Below are 14,940 nucleotides of genomic sequence, written 5' to 3' on the forward strand. Positions count from 1 at the left end.
TTTATCTTGCTAGCGCGAATCTGAAACTCGCCCCCTGTTCCAACACCGATTCTCTTCCGGCCGTGCTTCAACGACGATGACGGGGGCATGCCGATCACCGCAACACCGCTATGTCGACCCGCGTCGACGCTGCGACGTATCCCGAAGGGAGGCCTGTTCAGATGGCTTCTTCGTGGCCGAGTGCCTTGATTTTCTCCCAGACATGTCCGGACCTGGGAATGTCGAGGTCGAAAATCGTATTGAACGTGTCCGCGAGATGGTCCGCGCTCGTGATGTATTGTTCGCTGACGCTGTCTGACGTCACGCGGCGCAGGCAATCGTTCTTCAGGGCCACATAGCCATCCCCAGTATGCCGCAGGATCGCCAGAGCGTTTGTGAACGGCGAGGCGGGATCCTGCGTCAGCCAGCCAAGCGTGGCAGCTATGGCGGCCTCGTCGCTGTGATCGGGCCGGAAATCGAAGCTGTGCGCGAGGCCATTCGCATGGTTATTGAAGCGCAGCCAGCCGTCGGTCGTTGGCAGGATCGAAAAATCGAAGCCGCGTTGGCGGATCGACCCGGCGGCAAGCGGTACAGGTTCAACGATGGCGTCCGCCAGGCCGACCTCGGCGAGGTACGGCCGGTCGAGATCGACACGCAGTGTGAGATGGTTGCCGATGGCCACATCGCCCAATATTGCGCGGTTGACGCCGCCGCACAGGCGGGTCACGCGAAAACCGAGCGCGGCGAGCGCCGCGCCGAACAGTCCGTTCATCTCGTAGCACCAGCCGCCGCGCTTGCCTTCCACCATTTTTGTGAAGGCGACGGCCGGAACGATCGAGGACGGCCATCCCATGAAAGCATCCAGCGCCTCCCAGGTGAAGGCCATGAGATGGGCTCGGTGAAGTCTCGACAGGCTGTCGACATCGAGAGAAGCCGGCGGGCTGACCCCGATCCTTGCGAGATAGGCGTCCAGTTGGCCAGGCGTCAGGGTCATTCCATTTTCGCTTGAAGAGACGTGTGTCATCCTTCGGTTTCCTTTCGATAAACCGCTTTTTGGTTTTCTATGCCGTGTTTCGGGAGGCGTAGCCGGAGCAGGCGGCGCGAGTGTGATCGGGTAGTCGCCTATGGGCGAGCTGGCATAAGGCTTCTCCGTTCGCCGGTGCGGGAGGCAACGGCGCTGGGCAGTGCGGGAGGGGTTCGACGTGGCGCCGTGCGGTGTTGCCGCCGCGATCAGCGGTTACCGGTCACGCGGCGGAAAGCGTTCTTCGTGAAGACGTCAGCGCGAAGTCCTCGATTTCTGCGACGAGCCTCGCAGGCCCCGGTCCTTCCTCCGCGATAGCACGCCCAAGTGCCAACGCCCGATCGGCAAAGCTGGGCTCGGACAGGACGCGTCGCACGGCCTCGCCGAGCATTTGCGGGAGTACTGAAGGATCGAGGCGCAGGCCTGCACCGTGATAGTCCACACGCGCGGCATTGTCGTTCTGATCACGCCCCATCGGGAGAATGACGAGGGGGACGCCGTGGCGCAGCGATCGCATGATCGTGCCGTGCCCGCCATGGGTGACGACGGCGCGGGCTTTGGGCAGGATGTCATCATGGGCTGCACTGGGAAGAATTGTGACATTCGCCGATGATTGAAGACGAAGTCCCTCGAGCGCTTTGCCGAGTGTGACGACCACCTCGACCTGCTCCCTGTCCAAGCCGGATATCACCCGCTGCAGTACGTCGGCCTGCCCCTGATTGGTGGTGCTGAACGATACGAGCACGAGTGGCCGCATCTCGCGCGCCGGCCGGCACGCCCAGCGTTCACGGGCCCAACTGGGCATCTCCAGAAGCGGCCCCACATAGCGCACATGGTCCGGCAGGCGCTCTGTGGGAAAATCGAAGCTGCTGCTGGTGGCAAGGAGATGGCGGCCGGCGCTCAAGTGCTGTTCATGGACATGGGCCAGCGGCGCGACGCCGAAATGAGCTCGAGCGGCGTTGAGGCGAGACAGGAAGCCATCCCATCCTTGCTCGACCATTGCCGAAACCTCGGCGTCGCGTGCTCTGTCCGCCGCCGATCGGGCAGGCTGAAAGCCCGGACCGAACGGCGGATGTCCGGGGAGAGGCCAGAGCGAGATGTTGCTTGCGAGCAGAGCGGTCGGAATCTTGGCAATTTCGCCCGCGAGCATGCTGCCGAACAGAAGATCCGAGCCAAGAAGGATATCGGACGGCTCCGTTGCCAGTGCTTCGAGAATATCCTCGGCATAGGATTGCGCTGATCCGATGAAGATCCGTTCGCACCATCTTTGGAAGCCGGCCATGGGATCGGCGGTTTCCCAATCACGCACGAAGCAGCTTTCGAATGAGCGATCCGGACGGTTCGGCGCGCGCTTCCATGGCAGGAATCGAGCTCCCGCCTCGATCGCCTCCGCTCCCATCGTGTCGTCGGCGATAAGGCGCACATCGTGGCCCCGGCCAGCGAGGGCGCGTACCGCTGCGAGCGTCGGCGGAACGTTGCCGCCGCCTTCCCAGCCAACCACCAGGATGCGCAGATGCGCGGCCGCATCTGTCGTCTTTGTCATTGCCTTGGTCCTTTCTCGACGGAGACTGGATCAGTTCGTTCCATCCTCACGCAGCAGGCGCTCGATCGCCTGCGTCATGAGCCGGTGTGTCTGCGCTGCCGAATGCCCTTGTGCCCGACGCAGCAGATGCCAGATCCAAACATCAGTCTGGGCCAGCAGTTGCGCGAGCCGGTCCCCGCGGGCCTGGCCATCGAGCTTATCGAGCCAGGCCCTGAACATGTCCTCGATCCATTCGCGATGACCTTCGCGACCGCGATCGAGGACGGCGGCGAATTCGGGAATACGCGCTTCCTGCCCGAGCGTCCGCACGAGGATGTCGCCAGTGCGTTCATAATCGTCCATCAGAAGAGCGACGATGCCGGCCACGCTCTCTGCGGGCGCGCTCCAACGCTGGGCTCGGATCGAGACATCCATCTGGGCCGCCATGGCGCTGAGCACGCCGGTCTTGCTGCCGAAACGCCGTATCACGGTTTGGCGGGTGGTGCCGGCCGCTGCGGCGATGTCGTCGAGAGTGATTTCGTCGAACCAGCGCTCTGCCAGGAGCGCGATCAAGGCGTCGACGATCTGCCGTTCGGTATCCTGGACCGCGTTGGCGCGGGCCGACTGGCGATAGGCTCGCGGGGACATAGCGTTGCTCCTAATTCCATGTTACAATATGTAACGCGAAATAGGAGAGATGTCAACACGGCCAACAATACACGGAGCTGCAAAGTCGGGTCGGTCTGCTGTGTCGCGGGAAAACAAGAACAGTTCCCCCAGACACGCGCCCTAACAGCCCAAGTCAGCATTACATCGTAAAATCAATGAATTGATGCGATTCTAGAGGTGGCTTTATCGAGGGATTCCGTGATGTCGGAATCCTCTCGGAGCGCTCCTTCGAAGGGTGTTTATCGGTGGTCCGCTTCTCGATAGCTAGAGCGTTTTGTGTTTTGACGGAATCGGCAAAACGCAAAGACGCGTCGAAAAACAAAGAGTTAGAGAAAAGCGGCGTTTCTACCTAGACGCGCTTTGCTCTAGTGCCGCCGTTTCAATTCCGCTTGCGAACCATCGAACTCGACAAATGTCGTGGTTTCGCACAACGCGAAGGGACTGAGCGCACGACCCGATGCCTCGTGCGGGACATCCTCGACAAGGTCGGCGACAAGTGGAGTATTCTCGTGGTCGTGGTCGTGGTCGTGGCCGCGAAACCAACGTGCTTTACGAAGCTGCGTCCGGCTCAACTCTGGAGCTGGGCCGGATGAAATGATCATGCAGTGAGGTGCGCGAGATCTTCGAGCGGGCGCAGGTTGCCTTCCAGACGGAAAAACTGCCCGTCCGGCGTCGTGAAGAAGGCGAGCGAACAGCCGGTTTCGAAGTCATCGATGTGCACGACTGTCGAACCGTCGGCCTCCTGCCAGGAGATCACGTAGGAGCGCCCGAACAGATGGCGCCACTCGAAGCTGACCGTCGCAGTATTGCCCGAGAGCGCGCCCTCGGTGATTTCGTAGGTCAGCGTGCGGCCATCCTGTGCGTAGGCGTTGGTAGCGACGAGATCTCCTCAGGCGACCTCGAAACGCTGTCCGGCCATGGGGAAGGGTGTGGTGCTCATATGTGTTTCTCCGGGATTTCAGGCTTCGCACCGCTCAGGCGCCACGCGCGCTTGGCCGAGCATGACCAGCAGCAGGCCTGCCGCGGCGAGGACACCACCCGCCACCGGAACCGCCGCGTAGCCGAGGCCGAGGCTGATGACACCGCCGCCGACGGCCGCACCCAGCGCGTTGCCGAGATTGAAGGCACCGACATTGATCGACGAGGCGAGGCCGGGCGCTTCCGCCGCCGCCTGCATCACGCGCATCTGTACAGGCGGCACGATGGCGAAGGTCGCCGCCCCCCAGAGCAGAAGGCCGATCGCTGCACCGACATGGCTTGTGAGTACCAGCGGCAGCAGCACCATGATGATTGCCAGTGCCGCCAGGAAGATCTTGGTCGCGCCATCGAGCGACCAGTCGGCGAGCTTGCCGCCCAGGCCATTGCCGATGGTGAAGCCGACACCAATCAGCACGAGGCCAAGGGTCACGAATGTGTCGGAGGCTCCTGTCAGGTCCGCGAGCACCGGTGCGACAAAGGTGTAGAGCGTGAACATGGCCCCTGCGCCCATGACGGTCGTCGCCATCGCCAGCAGGACGGTGGGGTGGGTAAGGACGCCTAGCTCGCGACGCACATCGGGAATCTTACCGGTTTCGCCCTTCGGCAGAGCCAGCCACAGGGACGTGATCGCAATGACGCCGAGAACCGCCGTCCCCGTGAAGGCCATGCGCCAGCCTACTTGCTGGCCTATCCAGGTGGCTGCCGGCACACCGCCGATATTGGCGATTGTCAGTCCCATGAACATGGTGGCGACAGCGCTCGCCTGTTTCTCCCTTGGCACCACGCTCGCTGCAACGATGGAACCGAGGCCGAAGAAAGCGCCGTGGTTGAGGCTGGTAACGAGACGGGCCAGCAGCAGCGTCGTATAGCCCGGTGCCAGTGCCGAGAGCAGGTTGCCGATGGTGAAGATCGCCATCAGCAACATCAGCGCGGTACGCTTGCCGAACCGGCTGAACGCAAGCGTCATGACAGGCGCGCCGACCATCACGCCGATGGCGTAGGCGCTGATGAGGAGGCCAGCGGAGGGGATGGAAACGTCCACCCCCTGTGCGATGACCGGAAGCAGCCCCATCGGGGTGAACTCCGTGGTACCGATGCCGAAGGCGCCGACGGCAAGGGCAAGCAGCGGCCAGTTGAACTGCTTCGCATCGTCGCTTGCCCGAGCATGGGAGACAGATCCGTTCATCGCACGTTCCTCCTCAGTCCCAGGCCGGCGCGAGGCCGGGCGGGCTGACCAGACGGCCATCGGGCCGTGCGAGCCTGGAGATCGCTGCCATGTCTGCATCGCTCAGCGCGAAATCGAAGATCGCAAAGTTCTCGGCGACGCGCTCCGGCTTGGCGGTCTTGGACAGCGCTATGCAGCCCTGCTGGATCAACCAGCGCAGCCCGGCCTGCGCTGCGCTCTTGCCGTATTGGGAACCGATCTTCTGCAGCACCGGATCGCGCGGCACCGCGCCATCGGCCATGCCGAAATAGGCGGTGATGGCGACGCCGCCCGACTTGGCCGCTGTAGTGACGGCGGTCTGGTCAAGATAGGGGTGGACCTCGATCTGGTTGGTGACGATCGGCGCCTTGCTGAGGGCGATCGATTCCTTCATCTGTTCGACGTTCTGGTTGCTGACGCCGACGTAGCGGGTCTTGCCGGCAGCCTGAACCGCATTCAGCATCGCCACCTGGTCGGCGATCGCGACCCTGTCGGCCGGCCAGTGCAGCAAAAGCAGATCGACCTGCTCGACCTTCAGCTTGTCGAGGCTCTCGTCCACAGAAGCAGCGAATTTGTCCTCGCTGTAGTTATCGACCCATACCTTGGTGGTGAGGAACAGATCTTCCCGGCGCGCGCCGGCGGCGGCGAGTGCACGACCCAAAGCCGCTTCGTTGCCGTAGATCTGCGCGGTGTCGAAATGACGGAAACCGGTCTCGAGTGCCGCGGGTACGACCGCCTCTACCTCGGCGTCCGACATGCGGAACACGCCGAAGCCGAGCGCCGGGATCTGCGCTCCATGCGCCTTTACGATATCCATTGTATCAGTCCCTGATGTTCAGGCGGCTCGCGCCCTGGGTTTGGTGACGAGCGCCGGAATGACATCCGACGCCAGTTCTTCGATGATCTCGGCTGGCGGACGACCCGACTGCCGCAAATTGATGGCGAGGTGATCGACGCCGGCCCCATGGAGGGCATCGAGATGCGCGATGAGCCCCTTGCGCCCGACGCGAGCGCCAAAGCGCACCGGCTGGGCCGGGGCATTGGCGTCGTCCAGGAGGTCGAGATGAAAGGCGCTCACGAAGGCGCCATGGCCGGATGTGGCTTGACGCCAGCGTGCGGCTTGCGCCGCCATGCTCTCGATGCTGCCGGGATAGACGAAGCGCCCATCCATATTGGCCGCGAGCCACGCATCATCCTGGCGCGCCTGTCCGCCCACCACCATGGGAATGGTCCGCTGTGCCGGGCGCGGCAGTAGGTCAAGGTTCGGGACGCGCTCGCCGTTGACCGGCAGGCCGCCCGGCTGCCACGCTGCCCTGAGATAGGTGACCGCATCGCGGAAGGCTTCGCCGCGCGTCTCGAAATCGAGACCGAGCAGCGGATATTCCACCGGCCGATCGCCAGAAGCGACACCCAGGATCAGTCGGCCGCCCGATAGGACGTCGACCGACGCCGCTGCCTTCGCCGTCATCAGCGGATGGCGGATCGGCAGCACGACGGCGGCCGTGCCCAGCGCGACGCGGGATGTTAAACCAGCAAAATAGCCCAGCAGGGTGAAGACGTCGTAGATCGAGCCGGCATCGCCCATATTGACGGTATCGAACACTGGCACGTCGCGCATCCACACGGCAGCAAAGCCAAGCGCGTCGGCCTTGTGAACGAGGTCTGCCTGTGCCGTCAGGTCGGGAACACCGCGGGGGCGTCCCGCTGCCACTCGCCGGGCTTCGCCGGCGGGCGACCAATCATTGTCGAGCGGCAATTCGATGCCGAGCGTGAGGCGATCCGGCTTCTGGATCAGATCGAGGGCTGAATTCTTTGACATGTCGAAGAGATAAGCCAGTCCGGGGGACTTGATAATTCGTCGGCGCTCCACAGTATCTGTGAAACGAAATCAAAGACGGATCATCCCTTGGACAATCGTGCCGGCGAAATGCAAGTGTTCGTGCGCGTGGTCGAGGCGGGCAATTTCTCTGAAGCGGCCCGGCTCTTGCTCATGACCCCTTCCACCGTGAGCAAGCTCGTCGCGCGGATCGAGGAGCGGTTAGGGGTCCGCCTGCTGGAGCGATCGACCCGACGCCTGTCGCTCACGGCCGAGGGGCAGCTCTATTATGAGCGCAGCCAGGCGTTGCTCGGTGAACTCGACGAGGTGGAGCGCGAACTGTCGCAGGGCGCTGCAAGCACGGGTGGCATCGTGCGGGTCAACGCCTCCGTCGCCTTCGGCGTCCTCGCGGTGGAGCCGCAATTGCCGGCCTTCTGGCGGGCCTATCCGAATATAGTCGTCGACCTTTCACTCTCCGACGAGATCGTCGATCTCTATCTCGACCGCACCGATGTCGCGTTTCGTGTCGGGCGGCTTGCCGACTCCGGGATGATGGCCCGCCGCATCGGTGTCGCGCGCCGCAAGATCGTCGCATCGCCCGCATACCTCGAACGCCACGGCATCCCGCGTTCCGCCGAGGATCTCGCCCGGCACAACTGCCTCGGCTTCAACTTTCGTCGCGCCGCGCCGGTCTGGCCGCTCAAGGAGAGCGGGCGGATCGTCGATCGCGCCGTCAATGGCTCTCTGCTAGCAAACAATGGCGAGACGGTTCGGCGCATGGCGGTTGCGGGCGTCGGGCTCGCGCGGCTGGGGGACTATCATGCACGGGCCGACCTCGCCTCCGGTCACCTCATCGAGGTGCTATCTGACGTCATCGAGGGTGACGAGGAAGAGATTCATGCCGTCTATCTTGGCGGTGCTCGTCTTCCCCAGCGTGTGCGCGTGTTCCTCGATTTCGTTGTGCCGCCACTACAGGCGTTTCTCGGCCAATAGCCGATGACGTAGGAGGCCTGCCTGCGTCTTGTGAAATCATCGCGATCAACAATCCGCTGGAGACGGCCGAGCCTTTTGTGAAGCAGGCTGCGCGAGATTTGGTCCATCGCGCGACAGGCAAGAGAGGACTTGAAGACCAACGCGCCGTAGCGCGCTGACGCCATCATCCGGGGTGGCCCGGATGCTCTCCATGACTATCAGGTGCGACCCTTCCTGGCCGAAGTTTGATTGCCTGTCTGCGGCCCCGCTCTGCTGGAGCGGATTCCCCTGCGCGAGATCGCCGATCTTGGACGTCACACACTGTTGCACACGCTCAGCTTGCCGAAGCTGTGGCAAGACTGCTTGGCAAGGCAGGCGCCGCTGCCTTGGAGGCAGGCGCTGATCTCGTGCTCGATCACAGTTATCTTGCGTAGCAGGCGGCGCTGGACGGGGTTGGGATCGCGATGGGTCCGACTGCGTTAGTGGCAGAAGACCTGGGAACTGGCCGGCTGGTTGCACCGTTCACGGATCCTTTGCTGCCGGCGCGCGGCTACTGCACCTCTGTGCCGCTTTCACCCCAGCCCGACGACAGTGCGCTCTCTTTCTGCGATGGGCTCGAAACGCAAGGCAGCTTGTAGACTCATGGGTTCGGGAGGAACGTCAGTCGCGCCGTGGTGCCGCTTCCCGTCACCTGTTCGCAGGGTGATTAATCGCGCCGTTGCCGTCCCCCCGCGCACAGGGACGCCTTTGACGCGCGCTCGCCCAGCTTGAGCATCTCGTTGATTTACATCAATGCACAACTCGTGGGCACAAGGCCAATATTCATTGGAATCGCAACGAGGATTCAGGCCGAACATTGCGATCTTCGTAAGCAGAGAGGCAAGGTGGTGACAATGAAAAGTCGGGCGGTTGAAGCATCGATGATATTGGTCGCCACAAGCTCCTATGTTCGCGCCGATTTGAAGACATTTGGTCCCAAGAGACTCAATTGGACGTTGAGTCGTTCCGTTGCCGCTATCCGCAGTGCATGGCACAGGGAATGATGGACGAGGACGCCAGAGATCATCGGCACCATCTCGAGGCCTAACATGAAAACGTTGATCGCCTATGCATCGACCGAGGGGCAGACCCGAAAGATCGCGTCGCGGATCGCTGCTCAAGTGCGTGAGTCGGGCCATGACGTTCGTCTGGAAGATATTGCAAGAAGGCCCAGGAACCTTCAGGCTGGAGACTTCGAGGCTGTCATCATTGCTGCCTCGGTGCATCAGGAGAAGCATCAAGAGGACATTGAAACGTTTGTCGCCTCTTCTAGAAGCCTACTGGCCGCTAGACCGACGATGTTTCTTTCGATCAGCCTCGCCGCGGCGTTTGAGGATAGCCGCAAGGATGCGGAGCGTTATATAGCTAGCTTCACGAAGAACAGTGGATGGAAGCCCGACAGAAGTCTTGCTGTTGCCGGTGCCTTGCGAAGCGGCGAGTACGACTACTACCAACAGCAAATCCTCGAGTATGTCGTCCTCAAGGATCACAACATCATCAATGTAGAACGTGACTATGAATTCACAGATTGGAAGGCATTGGCAGAGGCGGTCGACGCGTTCCTAAAGACCGTATAGCGCGGGCCTCGGCTTTGGTTTCTACGACATGATACATCGCCGGCGTCATGACGTGATCGCCTAAGCGCTGACCGGAGCGGCATGGCCGTGAGTACGAGAATGCGCTTCGAGGCCGCAGGGTATGAAAGGTTGGATTTCCGCACGGAGCCGCGGCATATCAGAACGCGTGTCTGAAAGTGCGCCCTGACGGCGGCGGGACTTGGGCGCTTCAATTTGCACTGAACGAAATGGTGACGGGCCAAATCCACATCGTCATCTTCCAATTCGAGCGGTAAGGCTTCTGCTGACGTTGCCGAAGCGTATATCCGACATTGAGCCACTTGGTCCGGCCCTTCCGCTTCGCTTATCGCGGTTGGTTAAGGCAATCCAGACTTGGTCGATGCCTCGCCGATGCTCTCACCCCTGACCGCGAAGTCCTCAGACCGAAGCACCTCATCGTGCAAAGGATATCCCAGCCGTTCGGCAGCCGCGGTAATGTGGGCGCGCATCGCGGCGCGCGCTTCCTGGGGGTTTCGCTGCAAGATAGCGTCGTGGATTGCAGCATGCTCGGCGATGTTCATCGCAGTGAGATGCTTTGCAGGGTCGATGATGTTCTGGCGCATGAACATGATGCTCTGGCGCATCTGGGCGGTGAGCATGCCGACGATCGACGCGATATAGGAATTACCGCTGGCCGCTGCTATGGCGCGATGAAAGTCAAGGTCAGCCGTGACCCCTCCTTCCTCCCATTTCGCGACGCCGCACATGCGCTCGAAGGCTTCCGTCATCATCGCCAATTGCTCATCCGTCGCACGGGCCGCCGCAAGGCCCGAGGCTCGGATTTCCAGGATCGCGCGCAGCTCGAAGACATTCTGAAACACGGTCCTGTCGCTGAGAAGATCAGCGTCGATGCGAAGGGTGCCCGCCTCTTCGGATCCGACCACGAAGACACCGACGCCCTGGCGCGACTGCACCAGCCCATCCGAGCGCAGGCGTGCCACGGCCTCGCGGATAACGCTGCGGCTCACGCCGAAGCGCTCGGCCAAGGCCTGTTCGGTCGGCAGGCGATCGCCCTGCCTGAGCCGGCCCTCGGCGATTTCGGCCGAGATGACATTGGCAACACGGGACGGCAATTGCGGAGTGCGCCCCAGCAGGCTGATCTTCGAATGGGTTTCGGTCGACATGGGGCCCCCGCATTCACTGCACCCTATACCTAACGACAGGCCCTAGCACCGATCAGGTAGATTCGGCCCGGCGTCCACGACGCTGTCCAAGCCCATTCCTGTTGCGGCGCGGCGAACGGTGATCGAGCTGGCGAACACCCTCGCCGGTGCCATCGATTTATACTTGTCAGATGACCTTATGCCCTGATAACGTTCGAGTGCAAGGCCGTTCCGCAATCGCGGCGATCAGAGCCTTGGGAGGAAACCGACCGCCCAGCGCCCTGGTGCCTGGCAGCACGCTCGTAGACCAGTTCCGGACTCGCACTGACCGCAACCCTCCTGGGTTGTCGGACGTCAATTCACGATCGGGCCGTCGAAGCCCGACGCTTGAGGAGGAAAAGACCTATGACGATCAACAGACGTGAATTCTCGCTGGGCCTTTTGGGGGCTGCTTCCGCGGCCGCCCTGCCGGGCTTCGCGCACGCTGAGGGGGGCAAGACCATCGCCCTCATGTTCGACGCCTTCGACTCGGACTTCTGGATCACCGGCAACTCGATCCTGAAGGCAAAGGCCAAGGAAAATGGCTGGACCACGCTGGAAAGCATCTCCAACCGCGATCAGAACAAGCAGAACGATCAGGTCAAGGCGATGATCGAGCGCAAGGTCGACGGCATCGTCTTCATCCCTACCGACAACAACGCTGCAATTCCAGCGATCCGGACAGCGAACGCTGCCAATGTCCCGATCATCTTCTTCAATCGGCCGCCGGCGCCCAACGACAATAAGTACATCGCCATCCAGGCGGACAATCGCAAGATCATGCAGCTGACGGTGCAGAACCTGGTCAACATCGCCAAGAAGCAGGGCGGCAAGTACAAGGCCTGCCTGCTGATCGGCGATCTCGGCGACAACAATGCGGTGCAGCGGCGCGATGGCGCCATGGACATCTTCGACCAGAACAAGGACATCGTCGAGGTGGTCGCCCGCGTCGCGACGGAATGGAACACCGACAAGGCCTTTGCCGGCCTCACCAACGCCATCCAGGCCAATCCCGACATCAACATGCTGGTTGTCCCCTCCGATTCCCAGGACGCGGTTGTCGAGCAGGTGCTGAAGACGGCCGGCAAATGGCACAAGACCGGGGAGGAAGGCCACGTTCTCTTCGCCGGCTTCGACGGAGACCAGAACGGTTATCGCCTGCTCAGCACCGGCTACATGGATGTCAACGGCGTGCAGAACCTCTTCTACGAGGTCGACCTTGCCTACAACGCCTTCAAGGATGTCTGGGCGGGCAAGCAGCCCGAAAAAACCCTGATCGACCCCGGTTTCGCCATCAGCCAGGCCACGCTGGAGGCCAAGCGGGAAGATATGTGGGGCTACCACGTCTGGAAAGAGAAGAACAAGTAGCGCCAGGCCGCGAGGCGAGGGCTGGACGGCAGACAAAGATTGCGGGTTCGAACCTTGACCAAGATCAGCAGCGCCATGACGAAGCCGGCGGGCGGGACCGGATCCGCCCCCCTGCGGTTCATCCGCAAGCTCCTCTTTTCCGAATACCTCGTCTTCGGACTGACCGTCCTCTACGTGCTCGCGCTCTGGCCTTTCGTGCCGGAGATCCTCGGGCTCTCCAACCTGGAGGACATCGCTCTCCAGGTTCTTCCCCTCTTCATCGCCGCAATGGGGCTGATGCTGGTGCTGATGGTGGCGCAGATCGACCTTTCCGCCACCTCCATCATGGCAACGGCCTGTGTGATCGGCGCTTCGGTGATGACCAGCCAGGACGGCTATCTCGCTGGCAGCGCCTGGGCGGTCCCGGTCGCAATCCTGGTCATCCTCCTCACCGGCCTGGCGATCGGGGCGCTCAACGGCTTATGCACGGCCTTCTTCGAGATGCCCTCCTTCCTGGTGACGCTGACCACCATGATGTTCTTCAGCGGCGCGGCGATCTGGTTCACGGCGCTGCATACCAGCTCCGGCTCCAGCATCGGCGGGCTGCCCGAAAATTTCCTGGCATTGGGTTATGGCGGCGTCGCCGGCATTCCCTACGCCGCCATCCTGACCGTCATTCTGGCCGTTGCCTGCCACCTCCTGCTGACGCGCTCGGTGTTCGGCCGCTGGATCGTCGCCGTCGGGTTGAGCCCGCGGACGGCGGCCGTGTCGGGCGTGCCGGTCCGCCGCGTCATCGTCTGGACCTTCGTGCTCTCCGGGCTGCTGTCGACGATCGCCGGCATCATTTATACGGCACGGCTGGAAGCCGGAACGCCCATCCTGGGGCAGCGCATACTGCTCGACATCATCGGCTCGGCGGTGATCGGCGGCGTCAGCCTGTTCGGCGGTGCGGGCCGGGTCGTCGGCGTGTTCTTCGGTGTGCTCTTCCTCAGTGTCGTCGACAACGGGCTGCAGCTTCTCGGCCTATCGCTGTCCTCGGTCTATGCAATCAAGGGTGGTGTCATTCTCTTCGCGGCCGTCACGGATGCGATCCGCCACCAGATCATCGCGCGGGGCTGACGATGGCGGAGACCCTGCTCAGCATCCACAATCTCGACAAGAGCTTCTTCGGCGTCCCGGTACTACGGGACGTCGGCTTCGACGTGCAGGCCGGGCACGTGCTTGGCCTGGTGGGTGAGAACGGCTCGGGCAAGTCGACGACCATGAACATTCTCGGGGGCATCCACCGCAAGGACGGCGGTCGCATCGAGTTCGCGGGCAAGGAAGTCGCTCCCCAGAACGCCCGTGAAGCACAGGCGCTCGGCATCGCCTTCATCCATCAGGAACTGAGCCTGTTTCCCAATCTCAGCATCGAGGAGAACATCTTCCTCGACCAGTTCCCCCGCTTCTCCGCCGGCCTGCCCTTCATCGACCGGCGCGGCATGCGCGAGCGCGCCAAGACGGCTCTGGCCCTGGTCGATCTCGCCGTGCCGCCCGGAACGCCGGTGAGCCGCCTGCCGCAGGGCGAGCGCCAGCTCGTCGAGATCGTCAAGGCGCTGAGCCGCGACGCCAGGCTGATCATCTTCGACGAGCCGACCACTTCGCTCACCGCACATGAATCCGAAAAGCTGTTCGGCATCATCGAGAGGCTGCGCCAACAGGGCATCTCGATCATCTATATCAGCCATATCCTCGGCGACGTGATGCGTCTTTGCGACGACATCGTGGTGCTGCGGGACGGCCAGGTGATGGCGGCCGAGCCGCGTTCGGCCTTCTCGATCGAGCGCCTGATCACGCTGATGGTCGGCCGCACCATCGACCATCTCTTTCCCGAGCGCGAGACCGGGCCTGATCGCAGCCGCACCGCTCTCTCCGTCCAAGGGCTCTCCCAGCCCGGCATCGTCAGGGACATCAACTTCGAGCTCCATGCAGGCGAGGTGCTCGGCGTCTCCGGATTGATGGGATCTGGCCGATCGGAACTCGCGCGCATCATCTTCGGGCTCGATCCCTACGCCCGCGGCGAGATCCGCATCGACGGCTCCCCCCTGCCCGCCCGTTCGCCACGCCAGGCGATGGATCGCGGCCTTGCCTTCCTCACCGAGGACAGGCGCGGCGAAGGGCTGATGATGGAAGCCTCGATCCGCGACAACATCGTGCTGCCCTCGCTGCCCGAGCAATCGAGCCGTTTCCTGCATTTCCTGCGCCCGACGCAGTTGGGCCCTATCGCCCAGGAGATGGCCGAGCGCGTTCGCGTAAAAACCTCGACACTCGACCGGACGGCGGTGCGGACGTTGTCCGGCGGGAACCAGCAGAAAGTGGTGATCGGCAAATGGCTTCTGCGGCACCCCACGATCTTCATCCTCGACGAGCCGACCCGCGGCATCGACGTCGGAGCCAAATACGAGGTCTACAAGATCATCAACCAGCTGGTGGCCTCGGGAGCCGCCGTCCTGTTCATCTCCTCTGAGATCGAAGAACTGATCGGCATGGCCGACCGCATCATGGTGATGGGGCGCGGGGAGATCCGCGGCTTCTTCGACCGGGCCTCCTATCAGCGCGAGACGCTGATGCGAGCGGCATTGTGGGATTGAGGAGA

At 62.5% G+C, this 14,940-nt stretch carries 12 protein-coding genes and 1 pseudogene; 5 read left to right on the forward strand and 8 right to left on the reverse strand.

What is annotated here, in order from left to right; genetic code table 11:
• Positions 1 to 157: 157 nt before the first annotated feature.
• The 7 genes and pseudogenes from AC6H34_RS32585 to AC6H34_RS32615 all read right to left on the reverse strand — a co-directional run bounded on the left by AC6H34_RS32585 (position 158) and on the right by AC6H34_RS32615 (position 7,192).
• Positions 158 to 1,003: an arylamine N-acetyltransferase family protein gene (locus AC6H34_RS32585; protein WP_497541816.1), complete on the reverse strand. Its 846-nt coding sequence runs from the start codon at positions 1,001 to 1,003 to the stop codon at positions 158 to 160.
• Positions 1,004 to 1,223: 220 nt separating this feature from the next.
• Positions 1,224 to 2,543 (reverse strand): glycosyltransferase, encoded by a 1,320-nt coding sequence (locus AC6H34_RS32590; RefSeq protein ID WP_497541817.1) that lies wholly within the window; start codon positions 2,541 to 2,543, stop codon positions 1,224 to 1,226.
• A 30-nt stretch (positions 2,544 to 2,573) separates the two neighbouring features.
• Positions 2,574 to 3,170 (reverse strand): TetR/AcrR family transcriptional regulator, encoded by a 597-nt coding sequence (locus AC6H34_RS32595; protein WP_497541818.1) that lies wholly within the window; start codon positions 3,168 to 3,170, stop codon positions 2,574 to 2,576.
• Positions 3,171 to 3,789: 619 nt separating this feature from the next.
• Positions 3,790 to 4,131: pseudogene (locus AC6H34_RS32600) on the reverse strand (MoaF-related domain-containing protein).
• An 18-nt stretch (positions 4,132 to 4,149) separates the two neighbouring features.
• Complete coding sequence (locus AC6H34_RS32605) at positions 4,150 to 5,355, reverse strand: MFS transporter (RefSeq protein WP_497541819.1); 1,206 nt, start codon at positions 5,353 to 5,355, stop codon at positions 4,150 to 4,152.
• A 13-nt stretch (positions 5,356 to 5,368) separates the two neighbouring features.
• A complete protein-coding gene (locus AC6H34_RS32610; RefSeq protein WP_497541820.1) occupies positions 5,369 to 6,190 on the reverse strand; it encodes an aldo/keto reductase in 822 nt (273 codons plus the stop codon).
• Between the two features lie 18 nt (positions 6,191 to 6,208).
• Positions 6,209 to 7,192 (reverse strand): TIGR03571 family LLM class oxidoreductase, encoded by a 984-nt coding sequence (locus AC6H34_RS32615; RefSeq protein ID WP_497541821.1) that lies wholly within the window; start codon positions 7,190 to 7,192, stop codon positions 6,209 to 6,211.
• 87 nt (positions 7,193 to 7,279) lie between these two features.
• Between AC6H34_RS32615 and AC6H34_RS32620 the strand changes: the two genes are divergently transcribed.
• Positions 7,280 to 8,182: a LysR family transcriptional regulator gene (locus AC6H34_RS32620; protein ID WP_497541822.1), complete on the forward strand. Its 903-nt coding sequence runs from the start codon at positions 7,280 to 7,282 to the stop codon at positions 8,180 to 8,182.
• Between the two features lie 1,067 nt (positions 8,183 to 9,249).
• The gene (locus AC6H34_RS32625; RefSeq protein ID WP_497541823.1) at positions 9,250 to 9,777 is read left to right on the forward strand and encodes a flavodoxin domain-containing protein; all 528 of its coding nucleotides are present in this window, start codon (positions 9,250 to 9,252) and stop codon (positions 9,775 to 9,777) included.
• Between the two features lie 356 nt (positions 9,778 to 10,133).
• Here AC6H34_RS32625 and AC6H34_RS32630 read toward each other — a convergent pair whose 3' ends face one another.
• Positions 10,134 to 10,940, reverse strand: coding sequence for a FadR/GntR family transcriptional regulator (locus tag AC6H34_RS32630; protein WP_497541824.1), 807 nt, complete (start codon positions 10,938 to 10,940; stop codon positions 10,134 to 10,136).
• A 384-nt stretch (positions 10,941 to 11,324) separates the two neighbouring features.
• Between AC6H34_RS32630 and AC6H34_RS32635 the strand changes: the two genes are divergently transcribed.
• Genes AC6H34_RS32635 through AC6H34_RS32645 form a run of 3 tightly spaced genes read left to right on the forward strand, consistent with a single transcriptional unit; the run spans position 11,325 to position 14,935 of the window.
• Positions 11,325 to 12,326: a sugar ABC transporter substrate-binding protein gene (locus AC6H34_RS32635; RefSeq protein WP_497541825.1), complete on the forward strand. Its 1,002-nt coding sequence runs from the start codon at positions 11,325 to 11,327 to the stop codon at positions 12,324 to 12,326.
• A 54-nt stretch (positions 12,327 to 12,380) separates the two neighbouring features.
• Positions 12,381 to 13,424 (forward strand): ABC transporter permease, encoded by a 1,044-nt coding sequence (locus AC6H34_RS32640; RefSeq protein WP_497541826.1) that lies wholly within the window; start codon positions 12,381 to 12,383, stop codon positions 13,422 to 13,424.
• A 2-nt stretch (positions 13,425 to 13,426) separates the two neighbouring features.
• Positions 13,427 to 14,935: a sugar ABC transporter ATP-binding protein gene (locus AC6H34_RS32645; protein ID WP_497541827.1), complete on the forward strand. Its 1,509-nt coding sequence runs from the start codon at positions 13,427 to 13,429 to the stop codon at positions 14,933 to 14,935.
• The last annotated feature ends 5 nt before the right edge of the window (positions 14,936 to 14,940 follow it).

This window comes from Labrys sp. ALF-8 (genome assembly GCF_059699065.1).